The following is a 21,054-nucleotide window of genomic DNA, read 5'->3' as shown; positions in this document are numbered from 1 at the left end:
AACAATTGAGAAATTGCAATTATTTTTCTGTTTCATCCAAAAGATCAGGCCTTAAGCGTTTGGTACGTTCGTAAGCTTTTTCTTCCCGCCAGGCTTCTATTTTCGGGAAATTTCCGGAGGTTAAAATCTCGGGGACTTTCCATCCTTTATATTCCGCAGGCCTTGTATAAACCGGTGGTGCCAGTAAATTATCCTGGAAGGAATCTGTTAAAGCAGAAGTCTCATTACCCAAAACTCCCGGAATAAGCCTGATAATCGCATCGCAAACCACGGCTGCACCAAGTTCGCCGCCCGATAGTACATAATCGCCGATAGAAATTTCTTTGGTAATAAAATGATCACGTACCCGTTGATCTACTCCTTTATAATGTCCGCAAAGAATAATTAGGTTTTCCTTTAAAGAGAGTGTATTTGCTGTTTTTTGATCAAAACGATCGCCATCGGGACTCATATAAATGACTTCGTCATAATCCCGCTGACTTTTAAGATCTGAAATGCACTTATCAATAGGTTCTACCATCATCACCATTCCTGCGCCACCGCCAAACTGATAGTCATCAATTTGTTTGTAATTATCGGTTACATAATCCCTTAAATTATGAAGATGAATTTCAACGTGGCCATTTTCTATAGCTCTTTTTAGAATAGAAGCTTCAAACGGGCTTTTTAGCAAATCGGGAACTACGGTAATAATATCTATGCGCATATTTCTTATAAAAATGCAAAGATGCTAATTTAAATTTTAGGTAAAGAAAATTTAATCTTTGGCTTTGTTCTTCTCATCCTGAAGCATTCGGCCTAATCGCTGTTCCTTTTCCAGGGCTTTAGTGCGATAAGCGTCAAATTCTTTTTCGGTTTCGTTCAAATTATGTCTTGCTTCTTTAGTAGTCGCATTGGAGTTTTTAAACTTATAGATAAAGAAAAGTAGCGCAAGGATTAAAACACCAACAATTCCCCACATTAAAGCCATATAACTTCCTTTACTAAAAGGCATCCCAAGAAATTTTATAGCATCTTTTTCTTCGTTCACACGTTGAAGATCGGCTTGAGTTTCGGCTAATTGATTTTCAAGATTTTCGATTTCTTCATTTTGGCTGGAAATAGTGCTTTGCTCTTCCTGAAGTTCGTTCTTTAACTCCTGAACGTGGCGTTTGGTATTATCACGCAATTCAATTAATGCATCATAATCTACTACTTTGTAGCCCTGGTAGTTATTGGAAGATTCAATAAGATTGTCAAATTCATCTTCAATAAAATTAGAGGTAGCCAATGAATCCTGAGCGGATAAAAAACTGACTGAAAATATTAAAAGTAAACTTGAAAAAATAATGTTACGCATCATTTGGGGTTTTTCTGGTTGAGAATTTATATGCTTGAACGCCTTCTTTTTTCACTTATTGTAATGGCCTTCACTATTTTAAAATTAATTTTATAAATTCCTTTAAATTAATAATTTGAGCGCGCAAATGTAAAGTATTCCTAATAAAAAACCCACCAAATTTGGGTGGGTTTTTCTGTATTTTTTTGTTGAAAATTTTAATAGTAAGTAAACCTTCTCACTTTGGCAATATACTTTGCCAGCCTTATTAATTGATGGCTGTAACCATATTCGTTATCATACCAAATATAAAGGATTACGTTTTTACCATCTTCTGAAACTATGGTTGCTTTGCTATCATAGATCGCCGGGGCATTAGAGCCAACAATATCTGATGATACTAACTCATTATCCAGGGAGTATTTAATTTGTTCTACAAGTTCGCCTTCTAGTGCATATTTCTTTAGAATATTATTTACACCTTCCACATTGGTTTGGCCTTCAATTTCAAGATTAAGTATTGCAAGCGAACCATTAGGTACAGGAACTCTTATTGCGTTTGAAGTAAGTTTTCCTTCAAAAACAGGCAAAGCCTTTGCTACGGCCTTTCCTGCACCGGTTTCGGTAATTACCATATTTAGTGCAGCAGCGCGACCACGGCGGTATTTGCTGTGCATATTATCTACCAGGTTTTGGTCGTTGGTGTAAGCGTGAATGGTCTCTAAATGCCCGTGAACCACGCCCAAAGTGTCCTGAACCGCTTTTAAAACCGGAGTAATTGCGTTTGTAGTACAGGAAGCTGCTGAGAATATTGAAATCTTATCAGGATTATGTTCTTTATGATTTACGCCGTGTACAATATTTGGAATACCTTTCCCGGGCGCTGACAGTAAAACTTTAGCCGCTCCTTTTGCTTTTAAATGTCTGCTTAAAGCTTCTTTATCTCTAAACGCGCCGCTGTTATCTATAATTAACGCTTTGCTTATTCCGAATTTAGTATAATCAATATCCTCAGGTTTATCTGCTGAAATTACCTTTACGGTAGTTCCGTTTATAATAAGCGCGCTGTTTGCCTCATCTATGCCAACTGTTCCTGAAAAATCCCCGTGAACTGAATCATTTTTAAGCAAAGAAGCCCGTTTTTCCAGAACATTTTTGTCTATCGCACCACGGGTTACGATGGCCCGTAAACGCAACTGACTTCCTTTACCGGTTCTCGCCATAAGTTCCCTGGCGACTAGACGGCCAATACGCCCAAAGCCGTAGAGCACAACATCTTTAGGCACCACTTTATCATATTTTTTGGCATCTTTTAGCTTATCTGAAACAAAAGCCATAGCATTTAAATGTCCCTGGTCTTCCAGGTGATATTCGTAGGTTAATTTCCCAATATCCAGTTTTGCCGGCGGTAAATCCATATCCTGGATCGCTTTTGCGATTTCTACCGAATCAAATATAGAAATAGGTTTTTCTACAAATTCTCCCGCGTATTCGTGAAGATTAAGAATATCGCTCACATTTCGGTTAAGCAACTGATTTCTGAATAAGACCAGTTCAATAGACTTGTCGTACCAAAGATCGCTTATTATGTTAATGAATTCTACGGTCGCTTTGCGACGATTTGCCTGAAAAGCGAGTTCCTTTTCGTAAACTTTATTAAAGCTCATGTGTGGTTTGTGTTGTTTTAATAATGGCGCAAAAGTATATATTTCAAACGTTTTCGTAAAGAAAATTTTGTATAAAAAAAACTCCCTCGGTGAGAGGGAGTTTTGAGTTTATATTCTTTGATTTCTATCGCCAAACCATTCGTTGTTTTTGGCCATTTCTATCAACTATGGTAATCACGATGTCTTCTGAAATATTTTTGTTTCTAAAGATTCGTTCAACGTCACTTACGCTCGATACATTTTTGTTATCTATAGCTGTAATAATGGTTCCTACCAATTCTTCAGCAGGTAATCTGGGTGAAAGGGTACGGTGAATTCTTACCCCGTTTTCAACATTTAAAGCCCTTAATTCTTCCTGGCTGGCATTAGAAACTTCAATTTTAATCGGTTCAATAGTATAGGTTTCAAATTTGGTAAGGGTAACATTAACCTGTTTTTCCTTGCCATCTCTTAGAAAACTAACCACAATTTCATCGTTTGGTCTTTTGGAATTTATATATCCGGTTAAATCAGAGAATTTGTCAATATTTACATTGTCCAATTTTCGAATAATATCACCTTGTTTTAATCCGGCCTTTTCAGCACCGCTGCCTTCGGTAACCTCACCCACTAAAACGCCCTGTGAAGTTTTAAGACCTAATTCTTCTACAGCTCTTGCATTAACACTCCCTCCTCTAATGCCTAAAATTCCTTTTTGAACATCACCATACTCCATAATATCTTCTACGATCTTGCGGGTGTTGTTAGAAGGTACGGCAAAAGCATATCCAACATAACTTCCGGTTTGGGAAGTGATTGCGGTATTGATTCCTACTAGTTCTCCATTGATGTTAACTAAAGCGCCACCGCTGTTTCCGGGGTTAATTGCGGCATCTGTTTGAATAAAAGATTGCGGAGTGGCATCATAAGCATTTAGATCTCTTGCGGTGGCACTAATAATTCCCGCGGTTACCGTAGATTTTAGATTAAAAGGATTTCCTACTGCTAAAACCCATTCTCCGAGTTTTACATTGTTAGAATCCCCAAACGGAATATAATCCAAACCTTCAGCATCGATTTTTAATAAAGCAATATCTGCAGTTTCATCGGCCCCCACAATTTCTGCTGTGTAAGTTTTGTTATTGTTTAAAGTAACTTCAACTTCATTAGCATCTCTAATTACGTGGTTGTTGGTTACAATATAACCATCGGGAGAAATAATAACTCCGGAACCGGCACCCTGAAGTGCTTTTCCGCCACTATTATTTCCATAGATAAGATCTCTCATTGTTCGCGGGCCTTTAAAAACCGCAACATTTTTAACGTGAACCACGCCATTTACGGTATTTTCAGCAGCCTCGGTAAAATCAGCATTTGTACCATAAATATTTCCGGTATAATTCGCCGGAATTACTTCAGCTCCGGTATTGGAAACCGGCGGTAAACCTGCTGTAGTTTCGTCTTCAAAAAACATTTTATAGCTTCCTAAAGTCAACGTGCCTCCAAGGATAGAAACAAGAAGTAGTTTTGGTAAATTTTTCATTTTTTAAATAGGATTTTTATATAATTCAACTTTAAAATTATAATATTAGTATATGAGGTTTTTAACTTTAACGGCCATTTAACACCCCGAAAAATCGTGTTATTTATAGTATCTTTGTAGCCCTTAAAATTCACGTAATGAAAATTCCATTTTATAAATATCAAGGTACAGGAAACGATTTTGTGATGATTGACAACCGTCAGCAACTATTATCCAAAAACAATACCAAAATAATTAATAAGCTTTGCGATCGTAAATTTGGCATTGGTGGTGATGGGCTGATACTGTTAGAAAATCCAGAAGTTAAAGGTGACGATTTTAAAATGGTTTATTTCAATGCCGATGGTAATGAAAGCAGCATGTGTGGTAACGGTGGGCGTTGTCTGGTAGCATTTGCCAAATTTCTGGGAATTATAGAAAATAAAGCAACTTTTACGGCAATAGACGGGCCTCATAAAGCGACGATTAAAGATCACGAAGTGAGTTTGCAGATGCAAAACCTTTCAGAAATAAAACAATTGGGAAACAGTGCTTTTCTTGATACCGGATCTCCACATCACGTGGTTTTTACAAAAAATGTGGCCGATCTTGATGTAAAAAAGGAAGGATCGGCAATTAGGTATTCCAATGAGTATATTTCTAATGGCGGTACCAATGTGAATTTTGTAGATATGCAGGAAGAAAATACATTCCTTGTAAGAACTTACGAAAGAGGAGTTGAAGACGAAACACTTTCTTGCGGCACCGGAGTTACCGCGGTTGCTTTGGCTGCTCACGCTTCGGGAAAAGCAAATGCTAATACGATTAAATTAATTGTTCCCGGTGGCGAATTATCGGTTTCTTTCAAAAGGGAAAATGAAACTTATACCGATGTTTGGTTAACCGGTCCAGCAGAACAGGTTTTTAAAGGAGAAATAGTATGTCAAGCCTAAAAGGAAATAAGGTTTATTTACGAGCCCTGGAGCCCGAAGATCTCGATTTTGTTCACGCTGTGGAGAATACCGAAGAATTTTGGGAAGTAAGTGCTACCCAAACTCCTTATTCCCGGTTTATAATTAAGCAATATTTGGAAAACGCCCATCGTGATATTTATGATGTAAAGCAGCTGCGTTTGGTGATTTGTGACCTCAAAGACAAGGAAGTTGGGCTTATAGATATCTTCGATTTTGAACCCAAAGACCGAAGGGCTGCCCTGGGAATCCTTATTGCCGATGCCTCAGAGCGCGACAAAGGTTACGGTGCAGAAGCGCTGGAACTCATTTGTAATTACTGTTTTAAACATTTAGCCTTGTATCAGGTTTACGCGAATATTGCCGAAGGAAACGAAACAAGTGTAAAACTTTTTGAAAACCTTGGTTTCCAGAGAGTAGGAATAAAGAAAGACTGGACCTATTCAGGCGGCCGGTTTAAAGATGAAATTCTATATCAATTGATCAATAAATAATGTACATTAAAAAAATCCTACTGGCCATTGCCATTCTTGGGCTTATTGGCCTTTCTGTTTTTAGCTATTATGTCTATACAAGTATATTTTCAGCAAATACCAGTTTTTCAGAAGAAAAGAAGTTGGTTTACGTACCAACTGGTGCCAATTATCAAACTGTAATAGATAGCCTTCAGCCTTATATTGAGGATATGGAGTCTTTTGATTTGGTTGCCCGCAAAAAGGGCTATGCTTCAAATATCAGGGCTGGTAGATATGCTATTAGCTCTGGGATGAATAATAACCAATTGGTAAATTCTTTACGCAGCGGAAATGTTCCAGTTAAATTAACTTTTAATAACCAGGAGCGTCTGGAAAATCTAGCCGGAAGGGTTGCCCAGCAGATTGAAGCCGATAGTACAGCTTTAATAGAAGCCTTTAAAGATGAAAAGTTTTTAGCTGAAAATGATTTTACTGAAGCAGAAGCATTAGCGATGTATATTCCTAATCAATATGAATTTTACTGGAATACTTCAGCTGAAGAATTTAGAAAACGAATGAAGCGAGAATATGATCGTTTCTGGACCGAAGAAAAAAGACAAAAAGCCGAAGAAATCGGGTTAAACCCAAAAGAAGTTTCAACTTTAGCTTCCGTGGTACATAAAGAGACCGCTAAGGTAGATGAGCGTCCTAAAGTTGCCGGCGTTTACATGAACCGCTACAAAAACGGATGGAAATTAGATGCCGATCCTACCGTAATTTATGCACTTAAACATAAAACTCAAGAATGGGATACCATTATAAAGAGAGTGCTCTATAAAGATCTAAAACTTGACTCGCCATACAATACCTATATTAATAAAGAATTACCTCCCGGACCTATTTTTATGCCAGATATCTCTGCGATTAATGCAGTGCTAAATTATGAAGATCACGACTACTTTTATTTTGTAGCCGATGTTCAAAACTTTGGGTATCATAAATTCGCAAAAAATTTAGCACAGCATAATCGAAATAAGCAGGAATATGTGCGTTGGATTAATAAACAAGGTGTAAAAAGATAGAAAAGATATTTCTTCCTTCTTCTTAAGAAAGCTCTAACGGCTTGACTGCCCCTTTCTTATAGCCATGTTAAGCCAAAATGAAACTTTATATTTTGCTTAACACCTTGTTCTTCAGATTTTTAAAATTTGTTGTATATTTGCACGGCGAAATTGAAAGGGGCGTAAGTTTAATTTAACTGAAACCGTTAACCTTTCAGAAACAAAATGTAATGAGAAGGAAAATTGCAAAATTTTCAATCTTGCCTGTTTTTGCAGGCTGCATGTTTTTCAGTTTTTCAACTAGAGAAGCAGCAAATCTGGAAATTGAAGGATATTCAACTTCCAATCTTGATCTAAACTATACTGTGGCCCTAGTAGAGGAAAACAAATTAGCGAAAGATCTAAGCATTAAAAGACCTTTGCCTAAATTAGGAAAGTCCTATGTTGGCTTTAAAGAAGCATTGGGTTTTAAAGAATCCCGTGGAAATTACGAAACTATAAATGAGTTTGGTTACATGGGTAAATACCAGTTTGGTATTGGTACCCTTGAGTTACTGGGCATTTACAATAGCGCAGAATTCATGGACTCCCCGCAATTGCAGGAAGCAGCGTTTTACACGAATACTTCGAGAAACAAATGGATCTTAATTCGTGATATTGCACGTTTTGAAGGTAAAGTTATTAACGGTGTGAAAGTAACCGAATCTGGTATTCTTGCAGCCGCACACCTTTCGGGGCCGGGAAGTGTTAAGAAATACTTGAGAAGCTGGGGCGCGCAATCTTTTAGCGACGCGTTTGGAACTTCTATTAAAAACTATATGAAGAAATTTGAAGGGTATGATACTTCGTTTGTAAAACCGGAGAAAAACCCGAGAGTGAATATTAAAGCTTTTAGAGCTTAAATTTCTCTCTGAAAAATAAAAATAGCAGGCCTCTTATGGAGGTCTGTTTTTGTTTTACCCCATTCTGAAACGGGTTTGGTTACAATATACTCTGTGGGGAGTGTAAGATCGCAAGCTACGCAGAGCCGGGTTGTAGGATTTAAAAGCTGAAGCAAATCTTCTAGCAATTTATTGTTTCGATAGGGAGTTTCAATAAAAATTTGTGCTTCCTGTTTTTCAAAAGAAAGCCGCTCTAAATCTTTTATCTCCTTTTTTCGTTCTTTTTTGTCTATAGGTAAATACCCGTTGAAAGTAAAACGCTGGCCGTTCATGCCGCTACCCATCATAGCCAGTAAAATTGATGAAGGTCCAACTAAGGGAATTACCTGAATACCTTCGTTGTGAGCGATTTTTACAATTTCAGCCCCGGGATCTGCCACCCCGGGACAGCCGGCTTCACTCAATAAACCTATGTTTTTTCCTTCCTTACAATCATTTAAAAATGAAGGAATTTCAGAAGCTTCAGTAAATTTATTAAGATGAAAAAATTGAAGTAAAGATTGTTGCTTTTCGGGCACCAGTTGTTTTATATGTCTCCTGGCCGTTTTTTCATTTTCAGCAATAAAAATATCCAGGCTTTCCATAATTTCTTTCACCTGTAGGGGTAAAACCTGTATTGGGTTTGCCGCTCCCATAGTGGTAGGAATCAGGTAAAGTTTTCCGGAATATTTAAAGTTTGACATTAAGCCTTGTTTTCTTCCTTAAGTTGCGCTGCTATCTTTTCGCAGGCTTCATCAAGCATCTGATAAACATTTTCAAATCCGTGTTCACCGCCAAAATAAGGGTCGGGAACATCTACGTTTTCCGCAGGAAATATTTCATCAAGAATTAGCTGAACTTTCGCCCGGTCGTCGTCATTTCTAGCAAGTGAAATCACATCTTTAAAATTTTGATTATCCATCACATAAATGCGATCGAATTTATCAAAATCTTCAGCTTGAAATTGTCTTCCGCGCTGATAAGTGATATCCAGGTTGTTCTTTTTTGCTATCGCAATAGATCGTGGATCTGGAGCGTCGTCTATATGATAATCTCCCGTTCCGGCCGAATCTACAAAAACCTGAGATTCATCTACTTTAGATTTTAAAATTCCCTCGGCAAGCGGTGATCTGCATATGTTGCCCAGGCACACCATCAATACCTTAGTCTTCATAAAAAATACGTTTATATAGTAAGTTTCTTGTTGAGGTCTTCAACAAATTTCTTGAATTGCTTATCTGTAGTAGATAAGTTATCTACCGTTTTGCAAGCGTGTAAAACGGTGGCATGATCGCGTTTTCCAATTTGTGAACCAATGCTTGCCAAAGAAGCTTTTGTAAACTTTTTAGCAAAGAACATAGCCAGTTGTCTTGCCTGTACAATGTGTCTTTTGCGGGTTTTAGATTGCAAAGTTTGCACATCCATCTGGAAATAATCACTCACAACTTTCTGAATATAATCTATAGAAACTTCGCGCTTGGTATTTTTCACATAGTTGTCTACGATCTTTTTGGCAAGTTCTAAAGTTATATCTTTTTTATTGAAAGAAGAGTGGGCGATAAGCGAAATAATAGCGCCTTCCAGCTCGCGGATATTCGTTTTAATATTATTAGCTAAAAACTCAACGATCTCTTCTGGCATTTCTACGCCGTCGCGATAAAGTTTGTTTTTAATAATAGAGATCCTGGTTTCAAAATCTGGATGTTGCAATTCTGCCGAAAGCCCCCATTTAAATCTTGAAAGCAGGCGTTGCTCAATATCCTGCATATCTACCGGTGCTTTATCACTGGTTAGAATTACCTGTTTTCCGTTTTGGTGTAAATGATTAAAAATATGGAAAAATACATCCTGAGTTCCCGCTTTTCCTGAAAGCAATTGGATATCATCCACAATTAAAACATCAATAATCTGGTAAAAATGAATAAAATCGTTTCGGTTATTTTTCTTTACAGATTCTATATACTGTTGTGTAAATTTTTCTGCCGAAATATATAAAACGGTTTTCTCCGGATATTTATCTTTTATTTCAACTCCAATTGCGTGGGCTAAATGGGTTTTTCCTAATCCAACCCCACCAAAAATAAGCAGCGGATTAAAAGAAGTCCCTCCTGGTTTATTGGCTACAGCTAAACCTGCCGATCTTGCCAATCGGTTAGAATCACCTTCCAGGAAGTTTTCAAAATTGTAGCTTGGGTTAAGTTGAGACTCGATCTTTACATTTCTAATTCCCGGAATTATAAAAGGATTTTTTAATTCTGGATTTTTATTTTTTAAAGGCACATCTACTTCCTGGGAAGCCATATGACTTCGCTGTGTACTGGGAATTTTCTCGGTAAATGGCATTTTATTTCCGTAGGTATTTTCCATTTTGATTACATAAACCAATTTGGCTTTTTCCCCTAATTCTTTGGTAAGCGAAACTTTTAAAAGCTTTACGTAGTGTTCTTCTAACCACTCGTAAAAAAACTTTGAAGGCACTTGTATGCTTAGTGCACAATCTGTAAGTTTTACTGCTTGTATAGGTTCAAACCACGTTTTGTAAGCCTGTGGAGTGATGTTATCTTTGATAAAAGCCAGACAGCTATTCCAAACTGATTGCGCAGTTTTTGACATGCTTTGTGTTGATTATTTTAGATTAGTAGTGGTTTATTAGCAGTTAAAAGATTTAGGGCTTTCAACTTTAGTAGAACAAATATGTGAACAAATTATGTAATAAAAAAACCCGTTTGGGGTTGAATTTTAAGAAAAATTTACGCATACTTAAATCCGATTATGAAAGTACAAAACCTCATTCACTTTACCTGTTAAATTCAATATGAAAAGTCACGAAACTTATGTTAAAGTCCGTTATGCGGAAACCGATCAAATGGGGGTGGTGCACCACGGGAATTATGCTCAATACTTCGAAATTGCCCGTTTAGACTGGCTTTCTAAGCTGGGTATTTCCTATAAAGTAATGGAAGAAAATGGGGTGATGTTGCCCGTGTATGAACTCAACACAAAATTTCTAAAACCCGCAGTTTTTGACGATGAACTTAAAATTGAAGTAACTTTAAAAGAACTTCCGTCGGTAAAAATTACTTTTGAATATTTAGTTTTTAACCAACGTGAAGACTTAATCACAAAAGCTTATACAACTTTGGTTTTTATGGATTCTAAAACCAAGAAACCAATTCGCTGCCCACAGTATATTTTGGATAAGCTGAAGTAAGTTTAAGGTTTTATATTTTTAAATCATTCCGTCGTCCTGAACTTGTTTCAGGATCTAAGGGGTATAAAATTATTTCAGACTTGATCTTATGTATCTTTGAGTTTCTTCAAGTATTTTACATATCATTTAATTCTCTAACTTCTTAATCTCAACTTTATAAGTTGAATCAAATTTTTCAAAAATAGCTTCTGCATCTTTTTTCCTTACAGAAATATAGATCTTACAATCTAACTCCAGTTTTTGTTCAATAATATTGAGGTTGTTTTCCTTTATTAATCGCATCACGATATTCATTTCAGGATAATCGAAACTGATCTCGAAAAGCTCGTCTATGGTTCGGGTTACGATATTAGCTTCTTCCAGCGCCATTTGTGCTGCTGTTTTGTAGGCATTTATCAAACCGCCAACCCCGAGTTTTACACCACCAAAATATCGAACCACCACAATTAAAATATTGGTGACTTCAAAAGACTGAATTTGCCCATAAATTGGCATTCCGGCCGAGTTTGAAGGCTCACCATCATCATTGGCACGATATTGAAAGTCTGATTTTCCTAATTGCCAGGCGTAACACCAGTGTCGCGCTTTATGATGTTTGGTCTTTAATTCTTCCAGGTGAATATTGGCCTCTTCTTCGGTTTTTACTGGAAAAGCATAGCCGAAAAACTTAGAATTCCGGTCTTTGAATAAGACTTCGGGTGATGCTTTGGTTATGGTTTTATAGGTGTCTTTCATTATAACTTATTTTTAGACCTTACAGCTTTTTGAACCTGTGAGGTCTTTCGGGATAAACCTACTGACTGCTCGCTACCAGTATAATACTTATTATCGCAAGCGCAATCCCAATCCAGTTTTTCTTTAGCAAAACTTCTTTAAAAAGCACAATGCCCAGGATGGTGGAAGCTAAAACAATGCCCACGTGGTTTAAAGTGAAAATAACCGAGTTTTCAAATCCGGGTGAGCGTAAAGCCATCACCAGGAAGTAGATAGAAAAATAATTCGGAATTCCCAGCGCGATCCCGCCGGCGATATTTTTCCAGGTAATTTTTAATTTTCCTAAAACCGCCTGGCCAATTAAGATGACTGTCCCGATTATTCCAGCAATACCAAATATGCTGGAAGAAAAAAGACCAACATCTGTTTCAGAAACATAAAAATTTTCCAGGTAGTTGAGCGTGGTATCAATAATTCCACTCCCGATGAAAACCAGCAGGGGGAATATGAGGTTTTCCTTCTTTATCGTAATCCCTTTTTCAGTCTTAATTGAACTTAAATAAACCGCTGCAAGTGCAAGTATAATACCTGAAACCTTTAAAAACCCCAGGCTTTCATTATAGATAAAAATTCCAAAGAAAACAGGAATCGCAACCGACATCTTTGTGGCTACTGATACTACCGAAAGTCCGCTACGTTGGGTGGTTATTGCTGCCAGGTTAAAAACCGTAATAAACATAGCGCCCAGGAAAACGGTTCCTAAAAACCAGGATTCTGACGGAATTCTAATCAAATCCTCAACCCCTTCGATATAGCCGAAAAAGCCTACGATGCAGGCGATAAAATAATTTACTATAATCGCTTGTAACGTATTAACGCCATACTTTTTATAAAGCCTGAAAACCACAAAAATAACCGTGGAAGAAAGTATACTAAGCAGTAGATAAATCAAAATAACTCTTTTTTAGCAGTAAATAAATCGATCACATCTTCGCGGGTAGGTTCAATATTCCAGGTATGAATTCCTAAATCTTTAGCAGCCTCGGTATTTTCCTTTGTATCGTCTATAAACAGGCATTCTTCGGGTTTTAAACCGTGTTCTTTAAGTACAAACTCATAAATTTCAGCATCGGGTTTTCTGAAATTGATCTCGTGCGAAAGGTAAAAAGCATCAAAACAAGCCTTGAAATCTTCGAAAAAGGATACATTCTCCTTAACCCAGTCAATATGGATCTCGTTAGTATTGCTCAAAAGAATGAGCTGGTAATTTTTCTCTTCGGCAAGCTTTTTTAAAAACTGATAACGGTATTCGGGAAAATCTACCAGAATCGCATTCCAGGAATTTATAAAATGTTGTTTCTGAAGTTGCGAATGTTCCGTTTGATAGGATTTTACAAATTCTGCGGAAGAAAAAAGCCCTTTTTCGTATTGCTGGTTAATATCCAGCAAATTTTCTGAAAGTGCTTTAATTTTATATTTGTTCATTTCACGCATTGTGGCCGGCTTATCCAGGTTTATGAATACGTCCCCAAAATCGAAAATTATCGTTTTAATCATTCTTATAAATTTTTAAATTATCCCGCTCCAGGGTGGTTTCTGAAAGTATTTTTCCCGAAAATTCTGGTGCTTTTACACCTTTATAAAATTCAGAGATGCCTGTGAAAATGCGAGCTTCATCCCAAAAATCTGCATCAATAAAAGTCTGAAGCGTTTTTGTGCCACCTTCTATAATAACCGATTGTAAATTATGCCGATATAAAACCTCGCAAATTTGTTCAGGTAAATTTTGCTGAAAATCAAGTTTTTTAAAGACTAAATTATCGCCTTTTGAAGTTTTTTCAGGCTGTTCTTCGGTTAGGACAATGGTTTTTATGCTGCCATCAAACAATGCAGAATCCTGGGGAATTTTTAATTCTTTGTCTATCACCACCCGAACCGGATTTTTGCCATTCCAAAGCCTTGTATTTAGTTTAGGATTATCTGCAATCGCGGTATTGGTGCCTACCAAAATAGCCTGTTCTTCGCTGCGCCATTTATGAACCAGTTGTTTTGAATATTGATTCGTGATCCAAACCGGTTCTCGTTTTTTCTGAATTTCAGGAGCGATAAACCCATCGGCGGTTTGTGCCCATTTCAGGATAATATAAGGTCGTTTTTTTTGATGAAACCTAAAAAAACGCTTGTTCAAATCCTGGCATTTTTTTTCCAGAATTCCTACCTGGACTTCGCAGCCGGCTTCCATCAATTTTTTGATCCCACGGCCGGCGACTTCAGCAAAAGGATCTACGCAACCAATTACCACTTTTTTTATGCCTTTCGCGATAATTAAATCGCTGCAAGGCGGCGTTTTTCCAAAATGGCTGCAAGGTTCAAGACTCACATAAATAGTTGACTTTTTTAAAAGCGATTCATCTTTTACAGAATTTACCGCGTTTACCTCGGCGTGGGGAGCTCCCGCTTTTTGATGCCAGCCTTCGCCAATAATTCTGTCTTTATGAACAATTACGCTGCCTACCAGCGGATTGGGATAGGTAGTTCCCAGTCCGTTTTTGGCCAGTTCAATACAGCGTTTTATATATTTTTCGTGTATATTCACGCCACTAAAATAGGATTATTTACCAAGAATGAGCACGCTAAAAATACGGGAAATTCAACCCGAAGACAATCAACAAGTTGCCGAAGTAGTAAGAAAGGTTTTGGTAGAAATGGGCGTTCCCAAAGTAGGAACTGCCTATGAAGACAAGGCCCTGGACGATATGTTTGCAACTTACCAGCACCCACGAATGAACTATTTTGTGGTGGAAGATGAAGGAAAAATAATTGGAGGAGCAGGAATTGCACCTTTAATTGGACTGGAAGAAAAAATATGTGAATTACAGAAAATGTATTTTCTGCCCGAAGCCCGTGGCAAAGGCCTGGGTACGCAAATGATGGATACCTGTCTAAAATTTGGTAAATCCCAGGGTTTTGAACAATGCTACATTGAAACTTTGCCCTATATGGAAAGCGCCAGGAAACTCTATGGCCGCAGTGGCTTCAAATCTTTAGATGAGCCTATGGGCGACACCGGACATTATAATTGCACGATGTGGATGATTAAGGATATTTAGGAAAAATAGTGAAGAGTGAAAATTAAAGAGAAAACAGACAACTCACAACTGACAACCCACAACTGGAAAAATGAAACTAAAAGCCCAAAAAGAGATCTTTTTAAAAACGCTGGAAAACGATTATCCGACGGAAGAGGTGGTTTCTTTTTTCCTCTTATTAACTGGAGCTTTCTTCGGAATAAAACGAATAGACCTGGCTTTAGATCCGACGCTTGAAATTGATGAAAATCAGGTAAAAAAATTAGATTTGGCTTTGGCGCGGTTGAAAAAACACGAACCCATTCAGCATATTATTGGGAATACAGAGTTTTTCGGATTGACATTTAAAGTGGATAAAAATGTGCTGGTGCCTAGACCGGAAACCGAAGAATTGGTACAATGGATTTTAGACGATTTTTCTTCAGCAAATAGGAGCTTGAAAATTCTGGATATCGGAACCGGCAGCGGTTGCATCGCTATAAGCCTGGCTAGAAATCTACCAAGGGCTAAAATTTCAGCCATTGATATTTCAGAAAATGCACTTGAAATTGCTAAAATAAACGCTCCAAATAATAATGTCGAAATCGAGTTTTTTCAGCAGGATATTCTTCAGTTTGAAAAACTTTCGGAAACCTATGATGTTATTGTTTCCAATCCGCCCTACGTTAGGGAGCTTGAGAAAAAAGAGATGCATCGAAATGTTTTAGAATACGATCCGCCAGGCGCATTGTTTGTTAAAGATAATAATCCTTTAATTTTCTATGATAAAATCACGAAATTGGCTAAAAGTGCCCTGAAACCGGGAGGAGAACTCTATTTTGAGATCAATCAATACCTGGCCAAAGAAACGGAGCAGATGATGCAGGAAAACGGATTTAAGACAGAATTACGAAAGGATGTTTTTGGGAATTTCAGGATGCTAAAAGGGGAATTGCACTAATTCCCGCAAGTTTTTAAAAACCTTGTAGGTGTAAACTTCAAAAAACAAAAGTTTTGGAAAACAACAGTAGAAATAAATTAAAAAGTATTGCCGTTTTTTGCGCAAGCAGCGAAGGCAATGACGAAAAAATATACGCCGAATCTTATCGATTAGGAAAAGTTCTAGCCAAGAAAAATATCAAACTGGTTTTTGGCGGAAGTAAACTGGGTTTAATGGGCCAGGTTGCTGCCGGAACGCTTCAAAATGGGGGAGAAGTTATTGGGGTAATCTCTGATTTCTTAAAGACCAAAGAAGTGGTTCACACAGAATTAACCGAGCTTATCACCACTAAAGATATGCACGAGCGTAAGCTTAAAATGCATGAGTTAAGCGACGGATTTATTGCCCTGCCCGGCGGATTTGGAACTTTTGAAGAACTTTTTGAAATCGTCACCTGGGGACAGTTGGGATTGCACCAAAACCCAATCGGATTGCTAAATATCAATGGGTTTTACGACGACCTAATCGCGATGCTTAAAACCATGGTAAGAAAAGGTTTGCTTAGAAAAGAGAATTTCGATCTTTTGATTATTGCCGAAGATATAGAGGAATTGATGGAAAAAATGTATAATTTCAAACCTATGCCGGTTCCCAAATGGATGAATAAAGACCAGACCTAAAAAAGACGCTATGAAAATCCATAAACTTCAAATATATACCGATAATATTAGGGAACAACTTCGGTTTTACCGGGATACGTTAAATCTAAAGATCACCGATAATAGCGATGATTATTTTGAAGTTAAAACCGGATATACCACTTTAAGATTTCAGCAGAAAGAAAAAGCAACAGCTTATCATATTGCATTTCATATCCCCGATAATCAACATAAAGAAGCCCTGGAATGGGTGAAAGAACGGCTGCCCGTTTTACGAGGAAACGGACAGGACATTGTAGATTTTATGGCCTGGAGTGCAAAATCGCTTTATTTCTATGATAAAGACAAAAATATAATTGAATTCATTTCCCGGGAAAGTTTCAGTAAACCCAATTCGGCATTATTTTCAGAAAAAAGTATTGTGGGGATTAGTGAAGTTGGACTGGTAACGGAGAATATTCAGGAGAAATTCGATTTTCTAAATTCAAATTTTCAATTGGAAAAATATGATGGAGATTTCGAGCATTTTTGTGCCATAGGTGACGATGAAGGTTTGCTTATTACCATTGATCAACAGCTAAAAGATTGGTTTCCTACCGATGATAAAGCCTACAAATCTGAATTCGAAATGGAATTTACGCACCAGGGAAAAAAGCATTCCCTTGTTTTTGAAAACGATAAACTAAAAGCCCAGCAATAACTTACCAGCCTTTATGAGTACCGAAGAAAAGATCAAGCAGTTACGCGAAGAATTACACCGCCATAATTATTTATATTATATAGAGGATAAGCCCGAAATCAGCGATTACGATTTTGATATGAAGTTGAAAGAATTACAGGAGCTGGAAGAAAAAAATCCTGAATTTGATGACCCTAATTCTCCCACGCGCCGTGTAGGTGGTGCGATAACTAAAAATTTTGAGACCGTAGTTCACGATTATAGAATGTACTCCCTTTCCAATTCCTACTCTAAAGAAGAGCTGGAAGACTGGGAAAAGCGAATCGAGAAATCTATTGGGGGCAAAGTACAGTATGTTTGCGAATTAAAATACGATGGCGCTTCTATTAGCCTGACTTATGAAGATGGTAAATTAAAACGTGCAGTTACCCGTGGGGATGGATTCCAGGGAGATGATGTGACCAATAATATAAAAACCATTAGATCTGTTCCTTTAAAACTTAAGGGCGAATTTCCGCAGAAATTTGATATTCGGGGTGAAATTGTTTTGCCTTACGAAGGCTTTGCTAAAATGAATGCCGAAAGGGTGGAAGCTGGTGAAGAGCCTTATGCGAACCCGAGAAATACTGCATCCGGAAGTTTAAAGCTGCAGGATAGTGCTGAAGTTGCTAAGAGGCCGTTAGATTGCCTGCTTTATAGTTTAGTTGCTGAAAGATTGCCGGTAAAATCACAATTTGAAGGATTGGAAAAAGCCAGGGAATGGGGATTTAAAGTTCCACCTGAAGCTGAATTAAAAGATAGTATTGCTGAAGTCCTGGATTATGTAAATTATTGGGACCAGCACCGTCACGATTTACCTTATGAAACCGATGGGGTAGTGGTGAAGGTAAATAGTTTCGATCAGCAGGATGAATTAGGCTACACGGCTAAATCGCCACGTTGGGCAATGGCTTATAAATTCAAAGCCGAACAAGAAAGCACCAAACTAAATAAGATTACCTACCAGGTTGGGAGAACAGGGGCGATCACGCCAGTAGCCAATCTGGAGCCGGTGCAATTGGCAGGTACTACGGTTAAACGTGCATCTTTACATAATGCCGACCAGATTGAGAAACTGGATGTACGTGAAGGAGATACCGTTTTTGTAGAAAAAGGTGGAGAAATTATTCCGAAAATTGTTGGGGTAGATTTTACTAAAAGGGATCCCGAAACTCCCGAAACAAAATATGCTGAGACCTGTCCCGAATGTGATAGTGAATTAATTAGAAAAGAAGGGGAAGCCCAACATTACTGTCCAAATTATAATGGTTGTCCGCCGCAAATTATAGGAAGAATTCAGCATTTTATTTCTCGGAAAGCAATGGATATTGAAGGCCTGGGCGGCGAAACCGTTGCTTTGTTGGTGAATGCTAATTTAATTACCAACTATGCCGATCTCTATACACTTAAAAAAGAAGATGTTCTTCCGCTGGAACGAATGGCTGAAAAATCGGCAGAAAACCTTATTAATGGCATAGAAAAATCTAAAGAAATTCCTTTTGAACGGGTTTTATTTGCTTTAGGAATAAGGTATGTGGGGGAAACCGTAGCTAAAAAACTCGCAAAACATTATAAAAATATAGATGCTTTGGCTTCGGCTTCAACCGAAGATCTTACGGCGGTTGATGAAATAGGAGAACGCATCGCCGAAAGTGTAACCGATTTCTTTGCTTCCGAAGAAAACAGGGAAATTGTTCAGCGGTTAAAAGACTACGGACTTCAATTGGAAATCGCTGCAGAAAAACTGGAAAACCAAAGCGATATACTGGAGGGGAATACATTTGTGATTTCGGGCGTTTTTGAGAAAGTTTCCAGGAACGAGCTTAAGAAAATGATAGAAGATAATGGCGGGAAAGTTTCAGGATCAATCTCAGGAAAAACCGATTATTTGGTTGCTGGCGAAAATATGGGCCCCAGCAAACTGGCAAAAGCCGAAAAACTCGGGACTAAAATTGTAAGTGAAGACGAGTTTTTGAAAATGCTTGATTAACTTCTAAAAATTATCCGCTGGGAATTTAGGAAAATAATATTCGAAGATTGAGGTTAGCAGTAATAGCTTAAACCTCAATCTTTAATCCGTTAGCTTCAATATTATTTTTATTATCTAAATAAAAATCAATTCTTCCCAGGTAGAGTCCGTAGCAGCCAACCTGGTTTATCAAAACTTTCTTTCCGGCTTTATTGGTTTCAATAGTGGGTTTATCAAGAAAAGTGTGAGTGTGGCCGCCAATAATGAGATCTATGTTCTCTGTGGCTTTTGCCAGTTTAATATCAGAAATTTTATCACTCCTATATTCGTAACCTAAATGCGAAAGGCAAATTACCAGATCGCAATTTTTCTCTTCTTTAAGAATTCTACTCATATCCTGGGCAATTTCTAAAGGATCAAGATATTTAGTTTCTTTATAAAGATTTTGATTTACGAGGCCTTGTAATTCGATTCCCAGTCCAAAAACACCAATTTTAACGCCATCTTTGGTGAAAACCTTATGTTTTCTGGTTTGCCCGTCCATTATGGTATTGCTAAAATCGTAATTAGAAGAAATAAAATTGAATTTAGCGTGTGGCAGTTGCGCATACAATCCGTCTATCCCGTTATCAAAATCGTGGTTTCCTATTGTGGATGCGTCGTACTTCATCTTACTCATCAGCTTAAACTCCAATTCCCCTCCGTAGAAATTAAAGTAAGGCGTACCCTGAAATATGTCCCCTGCATCTAATAGTAAAGTGTTCGGATTTTCATTCTTGATCTTCTGAATTAAAGTCGCCCGCCTGGCTACCCCGCCCATATTTGGGTTTCTGGAATCATCCGGGCCAAAAGGTTCAATATGACTATGCACATCGTTGGTATGCAGGATGGTGATATGCTTTTTATAATCTGTTTTAAACGAAAGCGAACTTAAGCCGCCAATTCCTATAAAGGCTGTTGCTGCCGAGGTTTGCTGTATAAAATTTCTTCTTTTCATCGCCTTTACTTTCTAATGAACCTATTGTCTTTTTCAACTTTTAAAGTATCAACCTTTTTAAAATAGTCTATAATCGCATTTCGGAGTTTATAATCTACTTTATAGAGTGCGATTGGATCTTTAAAAAAGCTCATATTATCGCCACCCTGCTGCAAATAGTCTGAAGTCGCCACAAAATAGTTTTTGTCTTCATCAACCTCTTCGCCGTTTATTTTTGCGCTGGTAACTTTATAATCCTGGTCCATCTCTATTTGGATTCCACTAACAGGATGAGCGGTTTTTGCCTCTTCCAGGTACGAAAGCATTTCGTTTATTTTTTCTCCCGAAAGTTCAGTTACCACGATTTCATTTTCAAAAGGCATCAGTGCGTAAGCACTTCTTGAAGAAATATTTCCTTTATTTAAGCCAGATCTAATTCCGCCGTGATTAAGCAAAACCATATCTATTTCGTTACCCGTTCTGCTTTTAAAAATAGGATTGGCTTGCGCTATCACAATATCGGCCATTAAATTACCAATAGCAGTGTTTAGGTCGCCGTCACTTTTCACCATATCCTTTGGGTTATAGGCTAAAGTACTATCCAGTGTTTTATTGAGATGTTCCTTATACGGCGCTACAAATTCTTCGATTTCGGGATCGGCTTCAATGTTTTCGTCTATAGCAATTCGTTGGCTTTTAATTTCGGCTGTTTCAACTGAATTTCCTTTACAGCTCAAAATGAATACCGAGAGAAGCAGGTAAAAACTTAATCTAAATGTTTTCATTTAATTTTCTTAAAAAGTCAAAGATAAATAGATTATCCGGGTCAACTAAAGTTTTGCTTTTGAAAATTTAGCGGTATTTCAGCGGAATAATTAATCCTTTGGTCGAAAAACAGGTTAAAAT

At 37.6% G+C, this 21,054-nt stretch carries 23 protein-coding genes; 10 read left to right on the top strand and 13 right to left on the bottom strand.

Going from position 1 to position 21,054, the window contains the following annotated elements:
* Nucleotides 1-19: 19 nt before the first annotated feature.
* The 4 genes from trmD to LB465_RS07650 form a co-directional block, all read right to left on the bottom strand.
* Nucleotides 20-706, bottom strand: coding sequence for a tRNA (guanosine(37)-N1)-methyltransferase TrmD (gene trmD / locus LB465_RS07665; RefSeq protein ID WP_224468878.1), 687 nt, complete (start codon nt 704-706; stop codon nt 20-22).
* 51 nt (nt 707-757) lie between these two features.
* Nucleotides 758-1,342 (bottom strand): hypothetical protein, encoded by a 585-nt coding sequence (locus LB465_RS07660; RefSeq protein WP_224468876.1) that lies wholly within the window; start codon nt 1,340-1,342, stop codon nt 758-760.
* A gap of 194 nt (nt 1,343-1,536) precedes the next feature.
* Nucleotides 1,537-2,985, bottom strand: a complete 1,449-nt coding sequence (locus LB465_RS07655) for a glyceraldehyde-3-phosphate dehydrogenase (RefSeq protein ID WP_224468874.1) — start codon at nt 2,983-2,985, stop codon at nt 1,537-1,539.
* Between the two features lie 124 nt (nt 2,986-3,109).
* Nucleotides 3,110-4,507: a trypsin-like peptidase domain-containing protein gene (locus LB465_RS07650; RefSeq protein WP_224468872.1), complete on the bottom strand. Its 1,398-nt coding sequence runs from the start codon at nt 4,505-4,507 to the stop codon at nt 3,110-3,112.
* Nucleotides 4,508-4,644: 137 nt separating this feature from the next.
* Between LB465_RS07650 and dapF the strand changes: the two genes are divergently transcribed.
* From dapF to LB465_RS07630, 4 genes are all read left to right on the top strand, one after another.
* Nucleotides 4,645-5,439: a diaminopimelate epimerase gene (gene dapF / locus LB465_RS07645; RefSeq protein ID WP_224468870.1), complete on the top strand. Its 795-nt coding sequence runs from the start codon at nt 4,645-4,647 to the stop codon at nt 5,437-5,439.
* Entirely contained in the window at nt 5,427-5,951 is a 525-nt protein-coding gene (locus LB465_RS07640) for a GNAT family N-acetyltransferase (RefSeq protein WP_224468868.1), read from the top strand. Before dapF ends, LB465_RS07640 begins: the two co-directional genes overlap by 13 nt.
* Nucleotides 5,951-6,994: an endolytic transglycosylase MltG gene (gene mltG, locus LB465_RS07635; protein WP_224468866.1), complete on the top strand. Its 1,044-nt coding sequence runs from the start codon at nt 5,951-5,953 to the stop codon at nt 6,992-6,994. Before LB465_RS07640 ends, mltG begins: the two co-directional genes overlap by 1 nt.
* A 209-nt stretch (nt 6,995-7,203) precedes the next feature.
* Nucleotides 7,204-7,875, top strand: a complete 672-nt coding sequence (locus LB465_RS07630; RefSeq protein ID WP_224468864.1) for a peptidoglycan-binding protein LysM — start codon at nt 7,204-7,206, stop codon at nt 7,873-7,875.
* On the opposite strand, the gene LB465_RS07625 is transcribed toward LB465_RS07630, so the two are convergent.
* The 3 genes from LB465_RS07625 to dnaA are packed head-to-tail and all read right to left on the bottom strand — an operon-like array spanning nt 7,872 to nt 10,506.
* Nucleotides 7,872-8,597: an SAM-dependent methyltransferase gene (locus LB465_RS07625; RefSeq protein WP_224468862.1), complete on the bottom strand. Its 726-nt coding sequence runs from the start codon at nt 8,595-8,597 to the stop codon at nt 7,872-7,874. The genes LB465_RS07630 and LB465_RS07625 overlap by 4 nt on opposite strands.
* Nucleotides 8,597-9,067, bottom strand: coding sequence for a low molecular weight protein-tyrosine-phosphatase (locus LB465_RS07620; RefSeq protein ID WP_224468859.1), 471 nt, complete (start codon nt 9,065-9,067; stop codon nt 8,597-8,599). The genes LB465_RS07625 and LB465_RS07620 overlap by 1 nt, the downstream gene beginning before the upstream one ends.
* An 11-nt stretch (nt 9,068-9,078) precedes the next feature.
* Entirely contained in the window at nt 9,079-10,506 is a 1,428-nt protein-coding gene (dnaA, locus tag LB465_RS07615) for a chromosomal replication initiator protein DnaA (protein ID WP_224468856.1), read from the bottom strand.
* Between the two features lie 202 nt (nt 10,507-10,708).
* Here dnaA and LB465_RS07610 point away from each other — a divergent pair, with 202 nt between their 5' ends.
* On the top strand, nt 10,709-11,104 hold the full coding sequence (locus LB465_RS07610; protein ID WP_224468855.1) for an acyl-CoA thioesterase: 396 nt from the start codon (nt 10,709-10,711) through the stop codon (nt 11,102-11,104).
* 126 nt (nt 11,105-11,230) lie between these two features.
* Here LB465_RS07610 and LB465_RS07605 read toward each other — a convergent pair whose 3' ends face one another.
* From LB465_RS07605 to ribD, 4 genes are read right to left on the bottom strand one after another with little or no spacing between them, the layout of a single operon-like run.
* On the bottom strand, nt 11,231-11,839 hold the full coding sequence (locus tag LB465_RS07605) for an IMPACT family protein (RefSeq protein ID WP_224468854.1): 609 nt from the start codon (nt 11,837-11,839) through the stop codon (nt 11,231-11,233).
* A gap of 58 nt (nt 11,840-11,897) precedes the next feature.
* Nucleotides 11,898-12,770, bottom strand: coding sequence for an EamA family transporter (locus tag LB465_RS07600; RefSeq protein WP_224468853.1), 873 nt, complete (start codon nt 12,768-12,770; stop codon nt 11,898-11,900).
* The gene (locus tag LB465_RS07595; RefSeq protein WP_224468852.1) at nt 12,767-13,375 is read right to left on the bottom strand and encodes an HAD family hydrolase; all 609 of its coding nucleotides are present in this window, start codon (nt 13,373-13,375) and stop codon (nt 12,767-12,769) included. Before LB465_RS07595 ends, LB465_RS07600 begins: the two co-directional genes overlap by 4 nt.
* A complete protein-coding gene (gene ribD, locus LB465_RS07590) occupies nt 13,368-14,414 on the bottom strand; it encodes a bifunctional diaminohydroxyphosphoribosylaminopyrimidine deaminase/5-amino-6-(5-phosphoribosylamino)uracil reductase RibD (RefSeq protein WP_224468851.1) in 1,047 nt (348 codons plus the stop codon). Before ribD ends, LB465_RS07595 begins: the two co-directional genes overlap by 8 nt.
* Nucleotides 14,415-14,442: 28 nt before the next feature.
* Between ribD and LB465_RS07585 the strand changes: the two genes are divergently transcribed.
* The 5 genes from LB465_RS07585 (at nt 14,443) to ligA (ending at nt 19,193) form a co-directional block, all read left to right on the top strand.
* Nucleotides 14,443-14,928: a GNAT family N-acetyltransferase gene (locus tag LB465_RS07585; protein WP_224468850.1), complete on the top strand. Its 486-nt coding sequence runs from the start codon at nt 14,443-14,445 to the stop codon at nt 14,926-14,928.
* A gap of 70 nt (nt 14,929-14,998) precedes the next feature.
* Nucleotides 14,999-15,847, top strand: a complete 849-nt coding sequence (gene prmC, locus LB465_RS07580) for a peptide chain release factor N(5)-glutamine methyltransferase (protein WP_224468849.1) — start codon at nt 14,999-15,001, stop codon at nt 15,845-15,847.
* A gap of 53 nt (nt 15,848-15,900) precedes the next feature.
* Nucleotides 15,901-16,506 (top strand): LOG family protein, encoded by a 606-nt coding sequence (locus tag LB465_RS07575; RefSeq protein ID WP_224468848.1) that lies wholly within the window; start codon nt 15,901-15,903, stop codon nt 16,504-16,506.
* A gap of 10 nt (nt 16,507-16,516) precedes the next feature.
* The gene (locus tag LB465_RS07570; RefSeq protein WP_224468847.1) at nt 16,517-17,185 is read left to right on the top strand and encodes a VOC family protein; all 669 of its coding nucleotides are present in this window, start codon (nt 16,517-16,519) and stop codon (nt 17,183-17,185) included.
* A gap of 13 nt (nt 17,186-17,198) precedes the next feature.
* The gene (gene ligA / locus LB465_RS07565) at nt 17,199-19,193 is read left to right on the top strand and encodes an NAD-dependent DNA ligase LigA (protein WP_224468846.1); all 1,995 of its coding nucleotides are present in this window, start codon (nt 17,199-17,201) and stop codon (nt 19,191-19,193) included.
* A gap of 67 nt (nt 19,194-19,260) precedes the next feature.
* Here the strand turns inward: ligA and LB465_RS07560 are convergent, their stop codons facing one another.
* Together LB465_RS07560 and LB465_RS07555 are read right to left on the bottom strand one after the other, a co-directional pair.
* The gene (locus LB465_RS07560) at nt 19,261-20,169 is read right to left on the bottom strand and encodes a metallophosphatase (protein ID WP_224468845.1); all 909 of its coding nucleotides are present in this window, start codon (nt 20,167-20,169) and stop codon (nt 19,261-19,263) included.
* 5 nt (nt 20,170-20,174) lie between these two features.
* Complete coding sequence (locus LB465_RS07555) at nt 20,175-20,933, bottom strand: 5'-nucleotidase C-terminal domain-containing protein (protein WP_224468844.1); 759 nt, start codon at nt 20,931-20,933, stop codon at nt 20,175-20,177.
* Nucleotides 20,934-21,054: the final 121 nt, after the last annotated feature.

Origin of the sequence: Salegentibacter lacus (assembly GCF_020164555.1) — a bacterium.
Taxonomy (GTDB): Bacteria; Bacteroidota; Bacteroidia; order Flavobacteriales; family Flavobacteriaceae; genus Salegentibacter; species Salegentibacter lacus.
This window is presented reverse-complemented; position numbering and strand designations above follow the sequence as displayed.

Coding starts and splice junctions, on each gene's coding strand:
- dapF (WP_224468870.1), top strand. CDS start 4,645: ATGAAAATTCCATTTTATAAATATCAAGGTACAGGAAACGATTTTGTG.
- LB465_RS07555 (WP_224468844.1), bottom strand. CDS start 20,933: ATGAAAACATTTAGATTAAGTTTTTACCTGCTTCTCTCGGTATTCATT.
- LB465_RS07585 (WP_224468850.1), top strand. CDS start 14,443: ATGAGCACGCTAAAAATACGGGAAATTCAACCCGAAGACAATCAACAA.
- LB465_RS07560 (WP_224468845.1), bottom strand. CDS start 20,169: ATGAAAAGAAGAAATTTTATACAGCAAACCTCGGCAGCAACAGCCTTT.
- LB465_RS07650 (WP_224468872.1), bottom strand. CDS start 4,507: ATGAAAAATTTACCAAAACTACTTCTTGTTTCTATCCTTGGAGGCACG.
- LB465_RS07605 (WP_224468854.1), bottom strand. CDS start 11,839: ATGAAAGACACCTATAAAACCATAACCAAAGCATCACCCGAAGTCTTA.
- LB465_RS07595 (WP_224468852.1), bottom strand. CDS start 13,375: ATGATTAAAACGATAATTTTCGATTTTGGGGACGTATTCATAAACCTG.
- LB465_RS07625 (WP_224468862.1), bottom strand. CDS start 8,597: ATGTCAAACTTTAAATATTCCGGAAAACTTTACCTGATTCCTACCACT.
- ligA (WP_224468846.1), top strand. CDS start 17,199: ATGAGTACCGAAGAAAAGATCAAGCAGTTACGCGAAGAATTACACCGC.
- LB465_RS07630 (WP_224468864.1), top strand. CDS start 7,204: ATGAGAAGGAAAATTGCAAAATTTTCAATCTTGCCTGTTTTTGCAGGC.
- LB465_RS07610 (WP_224468855.1), top strand. CDS start 10,709: ATGAAAAGTCACGAAACTTATGTTAAAGTCCGTTATGCGGAAACCGAT.
- mltG (WP_224468866.1), top strand. CDS start 5,951: ATGTACATTAAAAAAATCCTACTGGCCATTGCCATTCTTGGGCTTATT.
- LB465_RS07660 (WP_224468876.1), bottom strand. CDS start 1,342: ATGATGCGTAACATTATTTTTTCAAGTTTACTTTTAATATTTTCAGTC.
- prmC (WP_224468849.1), top strand. CDS start 14,999: ATGAAACTAAAAGCCCAAAAAGAGATCTTTTTAAAAACGCTGGAAAAC.
- LB465_RS07620 (WP_224468859.1), bottom strand. CDS start 9,067: ATGAAGACTAAGGTATTGATGGTGTGCCTGGGCAACATATGCAGATCA.
- trmD (WP_224468878.1), bottom strand. CDS start 706: ATGCGCATAGATATTATTACCGTAGTTCCCGATTTGCTAAAAAGCCCG.
- dnaA (WP_224468856.1), bottom strand. CDS start 10,506: ATGTCAAAAACTGCGCAATCAGTTTGGAATAGCTGTCTGGCTTTTATC.
- LB465_RS07640 (WP_224468868.1), top strand. CDS start 5,427: ATGTCAAGCCTAAAAGGAAATAAGGTTTATTTACGAGCCCTGGAGCCC.
- LB465_RS07655 (WP_224468874.1), bottom strand. CDS start 2,985: ATGAGCTTTAATAAAGTTTACGAAAAGGAACTCGCTTTTCAGGCAAAT.
- LB465_RS07570 (WP_224468847.1), top strand. CDS start 16,517: ATGAAAATCCATAAACTTCAAATATATACCGATAATATTAGGGAACAA.